Raw genomic sequence first — 17,204 nt, forward strand, 5'->3', positions numbered from 1 at the left:
TGATTAGATTTTAAATTCAAAATTCCTAGGTCACTTCAAAGAGTAACAGTTGAATTTTACACCAATCTCACAAAAAAAGCACCCTAAAATTTTAGGATGCTTCAAAAAATTTTGATTTAACTTGCTTACATCATTGGCCCTTGTGGCATTTGAGTAGCTACATCATTGTTTTCTTCTGGCTTATCAGCCACAACTGCTTCAGTTGTCAACAATAACGCTGAGACAGAAGCCGCATTTTGTAGTGCTGAACGAGTTACCTTAGTTGGGTCAACGATACCAGCTTCGATCATATCGACCCATTCATCAGTAGCAGCGTTATAACCGATACCGGCTTTTTGTTCTTTAAGTTTTTCAACGATCACAGAACCTTCTTTACCAGCATTGATCGCGATTTGACGAACTGGTTCTTCAAGCGCACGTTTAACGATGTTGATACCTGTTTGTACATCGCCAGCTTCACTCAAAGCAGCGACATCATCGATCACATCGATCAAAGCTGTACCACCACCAGGAACAAAGCCTTCTTCGACCGCTGCACGTGTAGCATTCAAAGCGTCTTCGATCCGGTATTTGCGTTCTTTTAATTCAGTTTCAGTAGCAGCCCCGACTTTGATAACGGCTACCCCACCAGCTAATTTAGCCAAACGTTCTTGGAGTTTTTCTTTATCAAATTCAGAAGTCGTTTCAGCGATCTGTTTTTTGAGTTGTTCAACACGTTCAGCGATCTGTGCTTTATCGCCAGCGCCTTCGACGATCGTTGTGTTTTCTTTTGTAACTGTTACACGACCAGCTGTCCCTAATTGATCTAAGGTCGTGTCCTTCAATTGGAGACCAAGATCATCTGTGATCACAGTTGCACCAGTTAAAACAGCGATATCTTGTAACATTTCTTTACGACGATCACCAAAACCTGGAGCTTTAACAGCTACCACGTTGAATGTCCCACGGATCTTGTTCAAAACAAGTGTTGGCAAGGCTTCACCATCAACATCGTCAGCAATGATCAACAATGGACGACCTTGTTCAACGATGGATTGTAACAATGGCAAAACTTCTTGGATGTTAGAGATCTTCTTATCAGTTACCAAAATGTATGGATTTTCAAGATCTGCTTCCATCTTGTCATTGTCAGTTACCATGTATTGAGAAAGGTAACCACGATCAAATTGCATACCTTCAACAACATCTAATGAAGTATCGATCCCTTTAGATTCTTCGATCGTGATCACACCGTCGTTACCGACCTTTTCCATGGCATCAGCTATCAATTTACCAACTTCTTCATTAGCCGAAGAAATAGATGCGATCTGAGCAATATCGCTCTTAGATTCAACTTTATGTGACATCTTGTGCAAAGCATCTACTGCAGCTTTAGTAGCCAACTCGATACCACGACGGATACCTACTGGATTAGCACCAGCAGTCACATTTTTCATTCCTTCGTTAACGATCGATTGTGTCAAAACAGTAGCTGTTGTGGTACCGTCACCCGCAATATCATTAGTCTTTGAAGCTACTTCGGCTACTAGCTTAGCACCCATATTTTCAAAATGATCTTCTAATTCGATTGCCTTAGCGATCGTTACCCCATCATTTGTGATCGTTGGAGTACCGTATGATTGTTCCAAAACAACATTACGTCCCTTAGGACCGATCGTTGATTTTACAGTATCAGCTAACTTATCTACACCAGCAAGCATCTTTGCGCGTGCATCTTCTGAAAACTTGATTTCTTTTGCCATTTCTAATTCACCTCATACGAATTAAGTTCAATGTTTACTTATATATTTATTCCACAACGGCAAGAATATCTTTTTCGTGCATTACTAAATATTCTTGACCTTCAAATTCAACTTGAGCACCGGCGTACTTGTCAAAAACGACAACATCGCCGACTTTAAGTGTCATTTCTAATTTCTTGCCATCATCAAGGATACGTCCCGTACCAACAGCAACAACTTTAGCTGTTTGTGGTTTTTCTTTAGCACCGCCGGCTAAGACGATCCCACCCACAGTTTTTTCTTCTTCTTTTTCGACCTCTAAAATTACGCGATCTCCTAATGGTTTAAGCACGTTATATCCCTCCAAATTCTTTTTAGCACTCTAACAACTTGAGTGCTAATCGATTACAACTATTACTATACTAACTTTACTTTTAAATTGCAAGCATTTTATCACTCGCACCTTAAGAGTGCTAAAATATTTTTGAAATTAGTTTGAATAAATAGCGTTAAAAACATATAATCTAACTATTGAAACTTTATAGTTAGGACCTTTATCGATGAAAAAACAGTTACAGTTAAATTCACTTGTCATCTTAAGTATCTATTGTAGCACAATGACTTTGGCGCCTTTATTATGGGTGATCTTCAAAAATGCTTGGTATTATCCAGCCGTGACCGTTTTGAATCTCATCGGTTGCGGGACGCTGCTCTACTTAGCGCACGAGTTTCCTTTCAAGGATCGTTTTTTGCGCACCCCAAAAAAGCTTGCACTTCGCCAAGAAATCTATTACATTATTTTTGGTACACTAGCGCTCGTTTTGTTGCAATGGCTCAGTTCGTATATCGAGATCAAATTTCTTGGACAGCCTAGTTATTCAGCTAATACCGGTTATCTTTTGACAGTCCTTGCCAAATATCCATATTATTTAGTAAACATCGTCATCTTTGCACCGATCATGGAAGAATTTGTTTTTCGCAAAGTCTTGTTTGCTGATCTTGGCTCTGTGATCGACCCGATCGGTGCGGCACTGGCCTCGAGTCTACTCTTTAGTTTGGCTCATCAAGACGGACATTATTTGACTTATGCCGGGATCGGACTAGTGCTTTGCTTGCTATATGCTAGAACAGGCCGTTTATGCATTCCGATCTTAGCCCATAGTTTAATGAATTTGCTTATTATTTTAAGTGCTTGGTAACAAAAAAGGATGTGTGCACCACACATCCTTTTTCATAGTTATTCAAAGTATTGTAAAAAATAGATCAAAGTCTGCAATTCATTAGTCAGATCAACATTTTGGACGCGAACATCTTTAGGGACCGTGATCCGCAATGGGGTAAAGTTCAAGATCCCCTTGATCCCAGCTGCAACTAATTCATCCGTCACGGCCTGAGCTTTATCAGCTGGAACAGTCAGGATCGCGATCTCTATTTGTTGCAATTGCAGTTGCTCTTGCATATCTTCCATCGGATAAACTGGGATCCCACTTTGGATCAATCCCGTGATCTTAGGGTCAATATCAAAAGCCGCACTGATCCGCGCGTTATTGCTCTTGTGAAAGTTATAATTCAATAGGGCGTGGCCTAGATTACCCACCCCGATCAAAGCTACATTATTTAATTTATCTTGACGTAGTGTTTTTTTGAAAAATGCTTGTAAGCTGGCGATATCATAACCATAGCCACGCTTGCCTAAAGCACCAAAATATGAGAGATCACGTCGGATCGTTGCTGGATCGATCTTAACAGCTTCAGCTAATTCAGTCGAAGAGACATGCTCCTTACCAGCATCCGCTAAAATATTGAGATAGCGGTAATAGATCGGCAAACGTTTTGCCGTTGCCTTAGGAATATTTGGGGTCACCATCTAGTTTCTCCTCTCAGATTACTCAATATGATAAATTTTAGCATAACAACTGTACTAAAAAAATTAAAAAATTGTAAATTAATTCACAATATAACTAATAATTACTGTTTTAGCGCAGTTTTAATTTTTTAACTTTGTGAAACGACTAATTACTCAAGTAGGTGAAAAAATGATTTTATTACAAGCACAACAAGTCGCGCGCCATTTTGGGGCGGATGTCTTGTTTGAAAATATCGATCTTGATATTCAGGAGCACTCCCGTATCGCTTTGGTCGGAAAAAATGGTGCCGGTAAATCGACACTTTTAAAAATGATCATCGGTGAACAAGCTCCTGATGAAGGCCAGATCGTAACTAAAAAAGGCCTAACAATGGGCTATCTTGCCCAAAATACCGGGCTTGAATCTGATAAAACGATCTATGAAGAAATGCTCAGCGTCTTTGATAAATTACGCCAAACGGAACAAAATCTCCATAAATTAGAAGCTCAGATCGCTGATCCAAATGCAGATCATGCCTCAAAAGCTTATCAACAATTGCTAAGTCGCTATGATCAACTATTACATGATTTTAAAGAGCAAAACGGCTATGGTTATGAAAATGAGATCCGCTCTGTTTTACACGGTTTCCATTTTTATCCTGAAGATCATGACCGTCCGATCGCCTCACTTTCTGGAGGCCAAAAGACTCGCCTGGCCTTGGCTAAATTACTTTTGGAAAAACGCGATCTTTTGATCTTGGACGAACCGACTAACCACTTAGATATCGAAACTTTAACTTGGTTAGAAGGTTATATCCAAAATTATCAAGGCGCACTCTTGATCGTTTCGCATGACCGCTACTTTCTAGATAAGATCGTCAATGAAGTTTACGAGATCACGCACGGTAAAGCTCACTACTACAAAGGAAATTATTCCAATTATATCGTTGAACGTGAAAAAAGAGCGCAGTTAGCGTGGAAGAACTACGAAAAACAACAAACTGAGATCCATAAACTCGAAGATTTCGTCAACAAAAATCTCGTGCGGGCTTCGACAACTAAACGTGCGCAAAGTAAACGTAAACAGCTCGAAAAAATGGACCGGCTCGATCGCCCTGAAGGTCCCGAAAAAAATATGCATTTTCGCTTCAAAGCCGAGCATGAAAGTGGCAATGTCGTTTTGACCGTTAGTGACGGTGCGATCGGCTATGAAGGTCAGATCATTGCCGAACCGATCAACTTTGAACTGCGCAAACGCCAAATCTTTGCAGTCGTAGGATCAAATGGGATCGGTAAATCGACCTTGTTAAAAAGTATTCTGGGTAAACAGCCTTTCATCAAAGGAAAAGCTACGTTTGGTACCAACGTCCATCCCGGTTACTATGACCAAGAGCAACATAATCTTCACCCCCAAAAAACGGTCTTAAATGAGCTTTGGGATGATCATCCAACGACACCTGAAAAAGATATTCGTTCGATCTTAGGGAGTTTTCTTTTCAGTGGCGACGATGTCAAGAAGATGGTCCACAGTCTATCTGGGGGCGAAAAAGCACGGTTATTACTGACAAAACTTGCGATGAAACACGATAATTTCCTAATTCTAGACGAGCCGACTAACCATTTAGACATCGACAGTAAGGAAGTCTTAGAGCAAGCTATCAAAGAATTTGACGGCACGATCCTCTTAGTCTCACACGACCGTTATTTCATCAACAAAGTCGCCACTAGCGTCTTAGAGATCGCTCCAACTGGTAGCACACTTTATTTAGGTGATTATGACTATTATGTAGCTAAAAAAGAAGAACAAGCTGAGTTAGCTGAAGCCAAGGCCAAAGCAACACAGCCTGAAGTCGTAACTAAAAAAGAGATCTCCGCGGGAAAACAAAGCTATGCTCAAAGTAAAGAGCATCAAAAAATGGAACGCAAACTTACACGTAAGGTCGCAGAATTAGAAGCTAAAGTTGAAGAACTCGATGAAAATAAAACTGAACTAGAACAAGCGATGGCATTACCAGAAAACTTCAACGATCTCGATAAGATGGCAAAATTACAAGCACAGCTCGAAACGATCACAGCTCAATTAGCCCAAGCCGAAACAGACTGGGAAAACAGCAGCATGGAACTGGAAAATTTCAACAGTGAAAACTAGAGCACAGTGCCGATAACTCCTAAAAAATAACGCGGGGCCCACTACGATGCAAAATCATAGGGGGCCCCGCTTTATTTATCCTATCTAAGCTTCTTCTAACCAATCAAATTCTAAACTTGGATCAGCATTTAGATCTAAGTTAGCAAATATCTTATCATTGTAAGCCGCATAACCAGCTGCTCCGATCATCGCGGCATTATCACCACAGAGTTTCAAAGGTGCTTTTAATAATTCAACGTCTTCAAAGCGTTTCAACTCTTCATCTAAACGATCACGTAGGCCTTGATTAGCTGCTACACCACCAGCCAAGATCAATTGTTTGACCGGATAATTTTCCAGTGCGCGAACTGTTTTTTGTGCTAAAACATCGACGACACTTTGTTGGAAACTAGCAGCTAAGTCAGCTTTATCTAAGGTTTCCCCTACTTGATCAGCATGATGGACCGTATTGATAAAGGCACTCTTTAAGCCACTAAAACTAAAGTCATAGTTATCTTCTTTTTCCATTGCTCGTGGGAAAGCAAAAGTGTCTTTCCCCTTATGCGCTAATTCATCGATCTCTTTTCCGGCTGGATACGCCAAACCTAAAACACGTCCGACCTTATCATATGCTTCACCTGCTGCATCATCCCGTGTCTCGCCGATGATCTTAAAGTCATTTGGTCCGGCCAGGTAGACTAATTCCGTATGTCCACCTGAGACAAGTAATGCTAAGGCTGGAAATTGGATCTCACCGGCAAAATTGGCAGCATAGATATGTCCTGCCATATGATTGACCGGGATCAAGGGAAGATCGTGCGCAAAAGCGATCATCTTAGCGGCTGTGACCCCGACTAATAATGAACCCACTAAGCCTGGACCATAAGTCACCGCTACAGCATCCAAGTCAGCATAGGTCACTGCAGCTTGTTCTAAGGCATCCGCAATGCATAAAGTTATCTGTTCGATGTGGTGGCGACTAGCAACTTCGGGAACGACACCCCCGAAACGCTTGTGGCTCTTGATCTGGGTTGCAACGATATTTGAGAGGATCTTATTTCCATTTTCGATCACCGCAACGCTTGTCTCATCACAGCTTGATTCAAAAGCCAAGATCAAATTCCGATTTTTTTCCATCCTTTTTCAACTCTCTTTTTTAAATTTCTGTTTACCAAGTTATAGCTATATTCTAGCCCATCTTCATCTTTGTAATAAGCATTTTTGACAGCTACTTCTTTAAAGCCAGCTCGCCGATATAGTGCTTGGGCTTCTAAATTGCTCCGTCTGACATCTAAGCTCAAACGACGACACCCGTATTTTTTAGCTTCGATCTGCAAAGTCTCTAACATCATCAGCCCTAACCCTTGATGTTGATATTCGGGTAAAACTGCAATATTAGTCACATGCGCTTCATTAGGTCCATAAGCAAGATCACACCCGGCAAAAGCTACCATGCGATCTTCGTAACGCACAACGATGTAAAGCGAAGTCAATTTATTTTGAATATGTTTTTCAAAATCTCCATAGCTCCAAGGCTGATGCCCAGCATATACCGAACTTTCGATCTCAAGCATTTCAGCAATATCAGGTACGATCGCACGACACATCAAATAATTTTTGTCCTCAACAACTACATTATGACAACCAAAATCTAAATTAGGGGTCGCTTGTACTGGTTTTAGCAACACCAAAAGTTTATCTTTATACTTTTTCAACATAAGAATCCGCTTGATCCTTTCCAGGGTGTTTTTCCATCCATTGTACTTCTGCTTGTGTCAAACGTAAATAATGTGGTACAAATGTCAAAGTATCCGCTACAGGACGCTCTTTACCCAAAAGTCCTAACAAATAAGCACTCGGATAATCATCTTTAGGCGCACTAAGGCGATAATTACCAGCTGTAAGCAGTTCTTCAAAGCGTTCACGATAAACCTTAGCATCCGCTCCGATCAAGCAAGCTTTTTTATCCTTTAAAAATTCGCATAACTCAACGACTGAGAGATGCTGATCTGGTAAAACTTCCACTAATTTATCTGCCTTATTTTGATAAACACCAGCAAAAATATTTTCGCGACGCGCATCAAAGATCGGTACTAAAAGTTCATTCGTATCATTTTGACAATTAGTCGCCAAAAGCTCTAAGCTTGAGACCCCGACTAACTCTTTATTCAAAGTAAATGCTAATGTCTTAGCTGCCGTCACTCCGATCCGAAGTCCCGTGTATGAACCCGGTCCGGCAGAAACAACGATCCGATCGAGATCTTGTGGTGTTGTATCTGACTTTTTGAGCATTTCAGAAATGATCGGCATCAAAGTCGTACTGTGCTTTCGCGCCATATTGAGCGTTGTTTCTGCTAATAACGTGTCATCTTCTAAAACCGCCACGCTCAGAGGACGATTTGAAGTATCCAAGGCTAATATCTTCATCTTGCAGCTAACTTCCTTTTATCTAATCTTATTACTTAAAATCACAATGAATATCTTAACATAAATCATTACAGAAAAAAGCTTTTATTTCAATTAGACAGCCTATCGACATTCATTGGTTTAATCGTTATAATAAAAAAACGGTATTTTGCTAATTTTGTGTACCACTAGCGCTACTGGTACACCTAGAAAGGAAGATGCAAAATGAAAAAAATTCTTATTTTGCACACTGGTGGTACGATCGCAATGTCAGAAGACGAAAACGGTGCGGTCGCTCCCGGAAAAGAAAATCCCCTCAATCAATTTAAGAATCCTTTTGGGACTGAGTATGAACTCGTGATCGAAAACATCTTCAACATCCCCTCACCCCATATGGATCCCGCTAATATGCTCGTCTTGCAACAACGGATCATCAAAGCTTATGAGAATGAAAATATCGATGGGGTCGTGATCACCCATGGGACTGATACGCTTGAAGAAATAGCTTATTTTCTCGATCTAACTATCCCATTTAAACTTCCGATCGTCTTGACCGGAGCGATGCGTTCAGCTAATGAGATCGGTTCTGATGGCTTGTACAACTTCAAAACCGCGATCTTGACTGCTGCTAGTCCTGAAGCTAAAGGCATGGGCGTCTTAGTGGTCATGAATGATGAGATCCACACGGCTCGCTATGTGACTAAGACCCATACCACTAATGTTGCGACCTTTAGAACTCCGACTTTTGGTCCGATCGGGCTGATCTTGCGCGATGAAGTGCGTTTTTTTGAAAAATTGCTCCGCCACCGCAGTGTTTTGATCGATCACGTGGTCGACCATGTTTATCTTTTCAAAGCATATGCTGGGATGGACCCAGAATTACTTGAAATAGCGCTCAATAACCAAACTAACGGTGTTGTGATCGAAGCTTTGGGTGCGGGTAATCTTCCGCCTAGAGTTTTGCCTGTGCTCGAAAAATTACTGGCCAAAAAGATCCCTGTAGTCCTTGTATCCCGGAGTTTCAACGGGATCGCCCAAGATGTTTATGCTTATCCTGGTGGAGGTGTCCAACTAAAACAAATGGGCGTTACCTTCTGCCACGGTTTAAATGGACAAAAGGCTCGGATCAAACTCTTAGTCGGGCTAAGCGCTGGTCTAAGTGGCGCTGAACTAGCCGATTTTGTTTCGGATGCTGTTTCTTAATATAAAAAATGAGAGTGTAAAACAATACGCAACACCGTATGTTTTTACACTCTCATTTTTTATTATTTCCAAGTCACTTGTGCACTACAACTCAAAGTTCCATCAGCCATATAGATCTCGTGTAACGTGGTCAACTCGTCTTTTGAGCGAAGCAATTCCACTTTACTGGTGCAGGTTTGCCCATAATTCAATTCATGTTCATATTTAATGTTCAAAGCTACCGGCTCGTGTTCCATTAAAAAATCTTTATCTAAAACATCTAGCATCCATTCGATATAATGAACATTATTGACATGATGATTACTATCGATATCAAAATAGCGCACCCGATAATCTTTAGCTAACATAACTTCTTCTAACCGCTTAGGACTTGCTGACCGTTCGATCGATCTGATCGGTTCAGGCCCAAAAGGTGCGATCACATCAGAGGTTATCCGCGTGATCTTTCGCGTTTCGAGATCAAGCAATACAAAAGCCGTATGCATCTTAGCCAACAATTCGCCTTGTTCATCCCGAAGATAAAAATCCCGATAACAAAAATAGCGATTATAGGCCGTTGCTTTCGTTTCGATCACAACTTTTTCATCACGTCTAGGTAAGCGAGTGATCGAAAGCAAGTGTTGTGTGATCACCCAACCATAACCTTGCGCATTCAACTTTTCTTCCGGCATCCCGACATCTTTTCCTTGCGCATAGGAAGCTAACATCATCAGATCGACCAATTTTCCTAGACTCAGTTTACCTGTAGGGTCCGTTTCATAGTACACGATCTGATGGGGCATGCGATATAAATTTTCTGCCATTGTCTTATTTATCCTTATAATTGATGATATTCGTTATAAACATCCTGTTTTTTCAAACCATTTAATTTTGCGACCTCTTTGATCGCTGCATTAGGCTTCAACTGTTTTTGTGCTATCAAAGCCGTTACTTGCTCAGCTAATGGCAACTCCAGTAAAGGATCGGCTTTTTTAGCTCGTGGGGCACTATTGCCTTGGACCACGAGCACAAATTCACCCCGGATCTCTTCATTGGTAGCCCATTCCACCGCATCGGCCAACGTTCCGCGTAAGAACTCTTCATAACGCTTAGTCAACTCGCGACACAAAGCGATCTCACGCTCAGGGCCAAAAACAGCTTGCATTGCCTGCAAGGTCTTTTTCAAGCGATGTGGTGCTTCATAAAAGATCAGTGCGCAAGTTTGTTGTTCTAATTGCTCTAAAACTTCACGCTGCTCATTTTTCTTCCGGGGTAAAAAGCCATAAAACATAAAGGGTTGAGGCGCTATCCCCGAAGCGATGAGAGCACTCAAAGCTGCATTAGCTCCTGGCAGTGGGACGACCGCAATGTCAGCTTGGATACAAGCTTTGACTAATTCATGGCCTGGATCACTGATCGAAGGCATCCCTGCATCACTTACTTGAGCTAGATCTTGTCCCGCCTGAAGTTTCTCGATCAAATACGGGATCCGTTCCTGCGTATTATGCTCATGAAAGCTGATCTGCGGGGTTTTGATCTCAAAATGGTTCAACAAGCGCATCGTATTACGCGTATCTTCCGCACAGATCAGATCAACCTGTTCTAAGATCTCAAGTGCCCGAAAAGTCATGTCTTGTAGGTTCCCGATCGGTGTCGGTACCAAATATAACGTTCCTTGCTCATTTTTTTCTCTAAAACTACTCTTTTGCTTAATTGACATTAATGTCGCTCCCCATAGATAACATCTTGACAAAAGACACACGGCTCATCATTTATCCGCCGTGAGCCATACATGTTGTCTACATTACAAACATGGAAGCCTTCTTCATAAAGCTTTTCCAAATTCTTACGTGACTTAGAGAGGCCCGCTTCTTCATTGCTTGTCTCTTGTGTTTTCTTTTGTTCTAATTCGTGAAGTCTTTCACGTAGATGTTGATTTTCGATCTCTAACTCTGCATTTTTCTCGATGATCCGTGTCATCTCTTCTTTCACGCTCGCCAGCATCGCTTGTACATCACGTGACATTTCTTCCATATTTTCAAAATTGTCATATAATTCGCGTTTATCCACAAAATCACCTTCAACCTGTTATCATGCTTGATACCAACTGCATAAATTCAAAGTCAGTGCCTCTAAGATACTCTGAAATGAGACATTGACCGCTCGTTGCCGTTTAGTCGAAAGGACAGCTTCAACGGCGCGGATAGCTCCATTTTCCGGAATTTTTAAATTTCTTTCATTGAGCTCTTTACTATACATTATAAAGGCAACGTCCTCATTTTTACCATATTTTAACAATAAAATATCACGTGTTAATAAGACTATCAACTGTAATAACCGATCTTGGCTAGCTTTATCGGTCGCATACGGCATCAATTTGGTCTGGACCCCTACAAAAGCCCGCCAATCATTTCGTAAAACTTGATTAAACCATTCCCAAACATTGACGAGTAATTTATTAAAATCTTCGTCACCATCAAGCTCTTGGGCTTCTTTTTGGCTATTAGTCAAATGTGCTAATAAATTAGCCTTATCTGCCCCGATCCCTTTAGTCTCTAACGTTGCAACTAATTTCTTCAATGTCAACGAAGACAATTCGACTAACTGGCACCGTGAGATGATCGTTGGCAAGATCTGGTTTACACTATCTGTCAATAAAAAGGCCGTCACATCGCCACTTGGTTCTTCTAAAAATTTCAACAGACTGTTAGCAGCACTGATCGTCATCTTTTCAGCATTTTGAATGATAAAAAGTTTCCGATTGCTCTCGACCCCACTCTTAACGAATTCGGCTTTCAAATATCTGATCTGGTCGACTTTGATTGAATTCCCTTCTGGCTTGATCTCAACCACATCAGGCTGATTATTTTGGGCGATCCGCCGACACTCATTGCACTTTAAGCATGGATGACCGTTTTGCTTTTGCTTGCAAAAAACGGCTTGGGCGACCCAATGAGCTAGCTTATTTTTGCCAGTCCCACGTGGACCAGAAAATAAATAAGCATGGGCCAATTTTTTATTGTCCACCAATTTGGCAAAATGCTTTGTCAAACGTGGTTGGAGCTCGATGATCGACTGTTCCATAAACTTCAACTATATCAAATGTGGCGCCATCAAGACTGGATGACTAGAAAAAATATAGTTTTCCCTTCTTAATTTATTTCTTGTTATCAGTTGCACATTTTTTCTTTCTAACTGACCTCTGCTTAAAAATGAAAGAACTGTTCGACCGGTAAAACGAAAACGGTGGCCCCACCGACTTCGACCTCGACCGGATAAGTCCGCTCAACTTGACCTTCAACATTCACTGGTGGCGTGATATATTCCGCACGTTTAGAAGATGCATGCTTGATCAACGCTAAAACTTCAGCTACCCGTTCGTCTTCGATCCCGATCATGAAAGTCGTATTGCCCGACCGTAGAAAGCCCCCGGTCGTTGCTAACTTAGTCGCTCTAACATCAGCTTCAACAAAAGCATTGCTCAAATTATTGCTATCCTTATCTTGGACGATCGCAATGATCATTTTCATTTTAAAACACCTAGTTTCTAACGGGAATTTTACTACTTAAGACTAGCTCAACATCAGCTATCACATCAGCCAGTTTTTGGCTGGCATCGATCGTCACGATCCGCTCATTTTCAGCGGCGAGTTTTTGATATGCTTGATAGACAGTCTCGTAAAACGATAGTGCTTCTTTATCCAAGCGGTTAACTTCATCTTGCCGATTCTTTTTGATCCGCTCAAGCCCTAGACTCGGTTCGATCGCTAAATAAATGGTCAGATCTGGTTCTAGACCAGCTGTTGCAAACTGGTTCATCTGCTTGACTTCAGCTACTCCGATGCCGCGCCCAGCCCCTTGATAAACCAAAGAACTATCGACAAAGCGATCACACAGGACTACCTTGCCCGCTTCTAAAGCCGGAAGCACTGTTTCAACTAAATGCTGACGCCGTGCAGCCGCATATAATAAAGCTTCAGTCCGCGCATCCATTTCAGTGAATTTTTCATCTAAAATAACATTTCGGATCTGTTCTGAAATACGATTACCGCCCGGTTCACGTGTCCGTAAATAATCGATCTTGGCAGCTTTTAACTTAGCTTCGATCGCGTTTAGGACACTAGTTTTCCCTGATCCATCAGTACCTTCAAAGGTAATAAAAAATCCGCTCACTTGTAAAACCCCATTTTCATTTATTGATTTTATTGTACTGTAACATTTGTCAGCTGTCCACGACCCCATTTTTTCAAAAAGAAAAAGCCTGCCACTTCAGTCGGACTGCTTGACAGGCTAGTTTTTAATAATTGATCACTGACGCTTGAATATGGCCCTTGACCTGACGATATTTAGCTTCACGGTAGAGAAACTCATACTTCGCACGAGCTAGACTCACTTCAGCTAACAATTCATCATCAACATCATAGACTGCAGCTGCAGTTTGGCGGGCTTGATCCCAATCCAACTTAGCTTGATCAATATCTTCTAATAATAATTCATTAAAAGAGCGTCTAAGTTTTTGCTTATTTCTTCTAAACATCAACTTCACCCCAACTAGATCTCTTGGCGGTTTTTCACCGCATTATACAGTGTCATCTCATCAGCATACTCAATATCACTTCCGACCGCTAAGCCGTGTGCTAAACGGGTCGTCATGATATTAGCTGGTTTGATCAACTTCGAAATATACATCGCCGTTGCTTCACCCTCAGGCGTTGCATTAGTCGCTAAAATGACCTCTTTGATCTGGCTATTTTGCTGGAGACGTCGCAGTAAGCTGGTAATATTGATGTCTTCAGGGCCTTTACCTTCGATCGGCGACAAAACACCATGTAAAACATGGTATAAGCCACGATATTCCTGCATTTTCTCCAAAGCCATCACATCTTTGACCTGCTCGACTACGATAACTTGACTTTGATCGCGGGTCTTATCCGCACAGATCACACACGGATCATTTTCCGTGATGTTGCCACAGATACTGCAGTAACTGAGATCTTTTTTGGCGGCGACCAGTGCTTTAGAAAAAGTAACAACATCGCTTTCCTCCATGTCGATCGTAAAAAATGCCAAGCGAGTTGCGGTCTTTTCACCGATCCCTGGCAACTTTAGATAACTATCGATCAACTTAGCGATCGGTTCAGGATATTGCATCGTCTAACCTTCTTTCACGCTTAAAAGCCAGGCATGTTGCGGGAATATTTACCCATTGTCTTTTGTGTTTGGTCATCGATCTTAGCCATCGCATCGTTAACAGCCATGATAACTAGATCTTGTAACATATCAACATCATCTGGATCGACAGCTTCTTCTTTGATCGCAATATCAGTCATCTTGTGATCACCAGTGAACTTAACCACTACCGCATCATCAGAAGCATGACCTTCAAAGATCGTTGCATGTAATTCTTCTTGATCCTTTTGCATTTGCTTTTGCAATTTTTGCATTTGTTTCATCATACCTTGCATGTTCATTCCACGCATCATAATAAATCATCCTTTCAAATTCTAATCATTTTTGACTTCAACTAATTGTTCCCCAAAGAGTTCTTGGGCTTTAGCAACGACTTCAGGCACAACTGGCTGTGACGGTGCTTGGCTCACTTGTTCATCACTTTCAGGCGCTTTTTGCCTGACATCACCATGTTCACTCAAATAGCGACTTCTGATCTCAGGCCAACGATTACCCGGGATAAAGATCAAATGTGGAGCTGCACCGAGCAAACGACTCAGTCCATTGCCTAAAACATCTTGGAGTTCTTGATTTTCAAGGGCACGTTGGCATAAGATGTCGTATTCAAAACCGATCACGACACCATCTGAGCTAGCTGCGACCGGTTTAGCGACTTGCATCATCGCGCGCTGAGTCACATTCAACATATTCATCAGATCGCCCCAAACTTGGCGAACTTGCATCAGATCTTGCTTCGAAGCTTGGTCTAAGACTTCATAGATCTTGCTCAAATTCAGCTTCAACTCACCATTTTGCTTAGTGGCTTTACGGTTTGATCTTGGTGGCGTCGGCGTTTTAGCAGGTACACCCGAGGTTTGGAGCTGTTTGAAACTTTGCTCCAATGCGTTGAGCTGCTTTTGCAACTGTGACATTTTAGCATCAGTTGCTGGATCGGAAGTGACCTGCGTTGTGACCGGTGCCTTTGTGACCTGTAACCGGGACAATTTGACCGTTAGTACTTCTAAATAGATCGCTTCATGGACAGTAAACCGCATATTTTCTTGTTGCTCATTTAAAACATCGATCATTTGGTAGAGCTGTTCGGGATCGACCTCACCAGCAAATTTTTTAAAATCCTCATCAAGCATCCCTAACTCGCTTTCTTCGACGAGCTTTGGTGCTTGTTGATATAATAAAAGGTCACGACAGTAATTGATCAGATCCTCGATCAAACGCTTGGCATCCTTGCCATCTTCCAAGATCTCATGGATCGTAGCTAAAGCACTGCTCGTATCTTTAGCCACGACTTGATGCAGATACTTAGTCAAGTTATCACGTGTAACACTTCCGGTGACAAGTAACGCATTATCCAATGTCACTTGGTTATCCCCAAAAGACAACACCTGATCTAAAATACTCAACGCATCCCGCATCCCACCTTCAGCCGCCTTAGCGATCACTTTGAGTGCTGCTTCATCATAAGTAAAGCCTTTTTGCTGTAAGATATACTCCATCCGCTTTAAGATCGCTCGTGGAGTGATCCGGCGAAAATCAAACCGCTGTGTCCGCGAAATGATCGTCGTCGGGATCTTATGCGGCTCAGTCGTCGCTAGGATAAAGACGACATTAGCGGGTGGTTCTTCTAACGTTTTTAGTAATGCATTAAAAGCTCCGGTCGACAGCATGTGAACTTCATCGATGATATAGACTTTGTAATCCGCTTGTGTTGGAGCGTATTTAGCCTTATCACGAATATCTCGGATCTCTTCGACCCCATTATTTGAGGCCGCATCGATCTCGATCACATCATTTAACCGTCCCGCCGTGATCGCCTTACAAGTCTCACATTGATTGCAAGGTTCACCGTCTTTTTGGTTCCGGCAGTTGATCGCTTTGGCAAAGATCTTAGCCGCCGAAGTTTTCCCAGTTCCCCGCGGGCCGGTGAATAGATAGGCATGTGTCGTCTGTTTTGTCAGCAACGCATTTTTTAGCGTCTTCGTGATAAATTCTTGCCCCACCAGATCACTAAAAACTTGCGGACGCCAGACACGATATAAAGCCTGATAGCTCATCAACCATTGCTTCCTTTCTTTTTCAGTTTAAAAAAAAATCTCGATCAAAGTTAAATGACCGAGAGCCTAATTTCATATTAACTTAGGGCACATGCTGAACCAAACTTAGTGCTGCTTCCTTCCGGACCTGACACGCTTCGTAAGGACAACATTGCCCTAAGGCCTTGCGGCATATTCTATATTACATGAAATTAGGTAAAATTTCCAGTCTTTAAATCAATTATTTTTATTTTTTACGCAAATTCGCAAAAAAGTCACTGAGGATCTGCGCACATTCAGCTTGTAGCAGTCCCTTTTGCACCTTGACTTGATGATTGAAACGTGGATCCGTCAATAAATTCATCAATGTTCCAGCTGTACCAGCTTTTTCATCGGCTGCACCATAATAGACTTTAGCGATCCGCGAGTTGATGATCGCTCCACTACACATTGGACAAGGTTCTAGCGTCACATATAACTCAGCTTCCGGTAAGCGCCAGCTATCCAGCACTTGATTGGCCTGAGCAATCGCGATCATCTCAGCATGCTTTTCGGCTTGTTGTGTCGTTTCGCGCAAATTATGGCCCCGCCCGATGATCTGACCTTGATGTACGATGACACAACCGATCGGGACTTCACCTAGAGCCTGGGCCTTTTTAGCTTCAGCTAGGGCAGCTTGCATAAACTCTTCTCGTTTCATT

The 17,204-nt window shown here is 41.9% G+C and carries 20 protein-coding genes and 1 other RNA gene; 3 read left to right on the forward strand and 18 right to left on the reverse strand.

Annotated features, from left to right (window positions below; translation table 11 throughout):
- Positions 1-125: 125 nt before the first annotated feature.
- The gene (groL, locus tag GSR62_RS06225; RefSeq protein ID WP_066024027.1) at positions 126-1,742 is read right to left on the reverse strand and encodes a chaperonin GroEL; all 1,617 of its coding nucleotides are present in this window, start codon (positions 1,740-1,742) and stop codon (positions 126-128) included.
- 46 nt (positions 1,743-1,788) lie between these two features.
- On the reverse strand, positions 1,789-2,073 hold the full coding sequence (gene groES / locus GSR62_RS06230; protein WP_004048331.1) for a co-chaperone GroES: 285 nt from the start codon (positions 2,071-2,073) through the stop codon (positions 1,789-1,791).
- A gap of 208 nt (positions 2,074-2,281) precedes the next feature.
- On the opposite strand from groES, the gene GSR62_RS06235 reads away from it, so the two are divergent.
- A complete protein-coding gene (locus tag GSR62_RS06235) occupies positions 2,282-2,920 on the forward strand; it encodes a CPBP family intramembrane glutamic endopeptidase (RefSeq protein ID WP_066024028.1) in 639 nt (212 codons plus the stop codon).
- Positions 2,921-2,958: 38 nt separating this feature from the next.
- On the opposite strand, the gene GSR62_RS06240 is transcribed toward GSR62_RS06235, so the two are convergent.
- Positions 2,959-3,588 carry a redox-sensing transcriptional repressor Rex gene (locus tag GSR62_RS06240; RefSeq protein WP_035447368.1) on the reverse strand — a complete coding sequence of 210 codons (630 nt, stop codon included), beginning with the start codon at positions 3,586-3,588 and terminating at the stop codon, positions 2,959-2,961.
- Between the two features lie 169 nt (positions 3,589-3,757).
- Here GSR62_RS06240 and GSR62_RS06245 point away from each other — a divergent pair, with 169 nt between their 5' ends.
- Positions 3,758-5,716 (forward strand): ABC-F family ATP-binding cassette domain-containing protein, encoded by a 1,959-nt coding sequence (locus GSR62_RS06245; RefSeq protein ID WP_066024029.1) that lies wholly within the window; start codon positions 3,758-3,760, stop codon positions 5,714-5,716.
- An 84-nt stretch (positions 5,717-5,800) separates the two neighbouring features.
- Here GSR62_RS06245 and tsaD read toward each other — a convergent pair whose 3' ends face one another.
- From tsaD to tsaB, 3 genes are read right to left on the reverse strand one after another with little or no spacing between them, the layout of a single operon-like run.
- The gene (gene tsaD / locus GSR62_RS06250; RefSeq protein ID WP_010689427.1) at positions 5,801-6,832 is read right to left on the reverse strand and encodes a tRNA (adenosine(37)-N6)-threonylcarbamoyltransferase complex transferase subunit TsaD; all 1,032 of its coding nucleotides are present in this window, start codon (positions 6,830-6,832) and stop codon (positions 5,801-5,803) included.
- A complete protein-coding gene (gene rimI, locus GSR62_RS06255; protein WP_035447376.1) occupies positions 6,811-7,413 on the reverse strand; it encodes a ribosomal protein S18-alanine N-acetyltransferase in 603 nt (200 codons plus the stop codon). Before rimI ends, tsaD begins: the two co-directional genes overlap by 22 nt.
- Entirely contained in the window at positions 7,397-8,122 is a 726-nt protein-coding gene (gene tsaB, locus GSR62_RS06260) for a tRNA (adenosine(37)-N6)-threonylcarbamoyltransferase complex dimerization subunit type 1 TsaB (RefSeq protein WP_066024030.1), read from the reverse strand. Before tsaB ends, rimI begins: the two co-directional genes overlap by 17 nt.
- A 204-nt stretch (positions 8,123-8,326) precedes the next feature.
- Here tsaB and GSR62_RS06265 point away from each other — a divergent pair, with 204 nt between their 5' ends.
- Positions 8,327-9,304, forward strand: a complete 978-nt coding sequence (locus GSR62_RS06265; RefSeq protein ID WP_066024031.1) for an asparaginase — start codon at positions 8,327-8,329, stop codon at positions 9,302-9,304.
- A gap of 62 nt (positions 9,305-9,366) precedes the next feature.
- On the opposite strand, the gene GSR62_RS06270 is transcribed toward GSR62_RS06265, so the two are convergent.
- The 12 genes from GSR62_RS06270 to tadA form a co-directional block, all read right to left on the reverse strand.
- Entirely contained in the window at positions 9,367-10,107 is a 741-nt protein-coding gene (locus GSR62_RS06270; RefSeq protein WP_066024032.1) for an acyl-[acyl-carrier-protein] thioesterase, read from the reverse strand.
- Between the two features lie 14 nt (positions 10,108-10,121).
- The gene (gene rsmI / locus GSR62_RS06275) at positions 10,122-11,003 is read right to left on the reverse strand and encodes a 16S rRNA (cytidine(1402)-2'-O)-methyltransferase (RefSeq protein WP_010689433.1); all 882 of its coding nucleotides are present in this window, start codon (positions 11,001-11,003) and stop codon (positions 10,122-10,124) included.
- Complete coding sequence (locus GSR62_RS06280; RefSeq protein WP_010689434.1) at positions 11,003-11,353, reverse strand: DNA replication initiation control protein YabA; 351 nt, start codon at positions 11,351-11,353, stop codon at positions 11,003-11,005. The genes rsmI and GSR62_RS06280 overlap by 1 nt, the downstream gene beginning before the upstream one ends.
- A 21-nt stretch (positions 11,354-11,374) precedes the next feature.
- A complete protein-coding gene (gene holB, locus GSR62_RS06285) occupies positions 11,375-12,367 on the reverse strand; it encodes a DNA polymerase III subunit delta' (protein ID WP_066024033.1) in 993 nt (330 codons plus the stop codon).
- Between the two features lie 122 nt (positions 12,368-12,489).
- Complete coding sequence (locus GSR62_RS06290; RefSeq protein ID WP_066024034.1) at positions 12,490-12,813, reverse strand: cyclic-di-AMP receptor; 324 nt, start codon at positions 12,811-12,813, stop codon at positions 12,490-12,492.
- Positions 12,814-12,823: 10 nt separating this feature from the next.
- The gene (tmk, locus tag GSR62_RS06295) at positions 12,824-13,456 is read right to left on the reverse strand and encodes a dTMP kinase (RefSeq protein WP_010689437.1); all 633 of its coding nucleotides are present in this window, start codon (positions 13,454-13,456) and stop codon (positions 12,824-12,826) included.
- A gap of 124 nt (positions 13,457-13,580) precedes the next feature.
- Positions 13,581-13,820, reverse strand: a complete 240-nt coding sequence (locus tag GSR62_RS06300; RefSeq protein WP_010689438.1) for a YaaL family protein — start codon at positions 13,818-13,820, stop codon at positions 13,581-13,583.
- Between the two features lie 14 nt (positions 13,821-13,834).
- The gene (gene recR / locus GSR62_RS06305; RefSeq protein WP_035447392.1) at positions 13,835-14,434 is read right to left on the reverse strand and encodes a recombination mediator RecR; all 600 of its coding nucleotides are present in this window, start codon (positions 14,432-14,434) and stop codon (positions 13,835-13,837) included.
- 20 nt (positions 14,435-14,454) lie between these two features.
- A complete protein-coding gene (locus GSR62_RS06310) occupies positions 14,455-14,769 on the reverse strand; it encodes a YbaB/EbfC family nucleoid-associated protein (RefSeq protein ID WP_103050398.1) in 315 nt (104 codons plus the stop codon).
- Positions 14,770-14,787: 18 nt separating this feature from the next.
- Complete coding sequence (gene dnaX, locus GSR62_RS06315; RefSeq protein WP_066024035.1) at positions 14,788-16,524, reverse strand: DNA polymerase III subunit gamma/tau; 1,737 nt, start codon at positions 16,522-16,524, stop codon at positions 14,788-14,790.
- Positions 16,525-16,600: 76 nt separating this feature from the next.
- Positions 16,601-16,687, reverse strand: an RNA gene (ffs, locus tag GSR62_RS06320) — signal recognition particle sRNA small type.
- 63 nt (positions 16,688-16,750) lie between these two features.
- Positions 16,751-17,203, reverse strand: coding sequence for a tRNA adenosine(34) deaminase TadA (tadA, locus tag GSR62_RS06325; RefSeq protein WP_010689444.1), 453 nt, complete (start codon positions 17,201-17,203; stop codon positions 16,751-16,753).
- Position 17,204: the final 1 nt, after the last annotated feature.

The organism is Ligilactobacillus animalis, from assembly GCF_009933595.1.
GTDB classification, from domain to species: domain Bacteria; phylum Bacillota; class Bacilli; order Lactobacillales; family Lactobacillaceae; genus Ligilactobacillus; species Ligilactobacillus animalis.

Bases quoted from the DNA above. Each gene is read 5' to 3' on its own strand.
- groL (WP_066024027.1), bottom strand. From the start codon at position 1,742: ATGGCAAAAGAAATCAAGTTTTCAGAAGATGCACGCGCAAAGATGCTT.
- GSR62_RS06235 (WP_066024028.1), top strand. From the start codon at position 2,282: ATGAAAAAACAGTTACAGTTAAATTCACTTGTCATCTTAAGTATCTAT.
- GSR62_RS06240 (WP_035447368.1), bottom strand. From the start codon at position 3,588: ATGGTGACCCCAAATATTCCTAAGGCAACGGCAAAACGTTTGCCGATC.
- GSR62_RS06245 (WP_066024029.1), top strand. From the start codon at position 3,758: ATGATTTTATTACAAGCACAACAAGTCGCGCGCCATTTTGGGGCGGAT.
- tsaD (WP_010689427.1), bottom strand. From the start codon at position 6,832: ATGGAAAAAAATCGGAATTTGATCTTGGCTTTTGAATCAAGCTGTGAT.
- rimI (WP_035447376.1), bottom strand. From the start codon at position 7,413: ATGTTGAAAAAGTATAAAGATAAACTTTTGGTGTTGCTAAAACCAGTA.
- tsaB (WP_066024030.1), bottom strand. From the start codon at position 8,122: ATGAAGATATTAGCCTTGGATACTTCAAATCGTCCTCTGAGCGTGGCG.
- GSR62_RS06265 (WP_066024031.1), top strand. From the start codon at position 8,327: ATGAAAAAAATTCTTATTTTGCACACTGGTGGTACGATCGCAATGTCA.
- GSR62_RS06270 (WP_066024032.1), bottom strand. From the start codon at position 10,107: ATGGCAGAAAATTTATATCGCATGCCCCATCAGATCGTGTACTATGAA.
- rsmI (WP_010689433.1), bottom strand. From the start codon at position 11,003: ATGTCAATTAAGCAAAAGAGTAGTTTTAGAGAAAAAAATGAGCAAGGA.
- holB (WP_066024033.1), bottom strand. From the start codon at position 12,367: ATGGAACAGTCGATCATCGAGCTCCAACCACGTTTGACAAAGCATTTT.
- GSR62_RS06290 (WP_066024034.1), bottom strand. From the start codon at position 12,813: ATGAAAATGATCATTGCGATCGTCCAAGATAAGGATAGCAATAATTTG.
- GSR62_RS06300 (WP_010689438.1), bottom strand. From the start codon at position 13,820: ATGTTTAGAAGAAATAAGCAAAAACTTAGACGCTCTTTTAATGAATTA.
- recR (WP_035447392.1), bottom strand. From the start codon at position 14,434: ATGCAATATCCTGAACCGATCGCTAAGTTGATCGATAGTTATCTAAAG.
- dnaX (WP_066024035.1), bottom strand. From the start codon at position 16,524: ATGAGCTATCAGGCTTTATATCGTGTCTGGCGTCCGCAAGTTTTTAGT.
- tadA (WP_010689444.1), bottom strand. From the start codon at position 17,203: ATGAAACGAGAAGAGTTTATGCAAGCTGCCCTAGCTGAAGCTAAAAAG.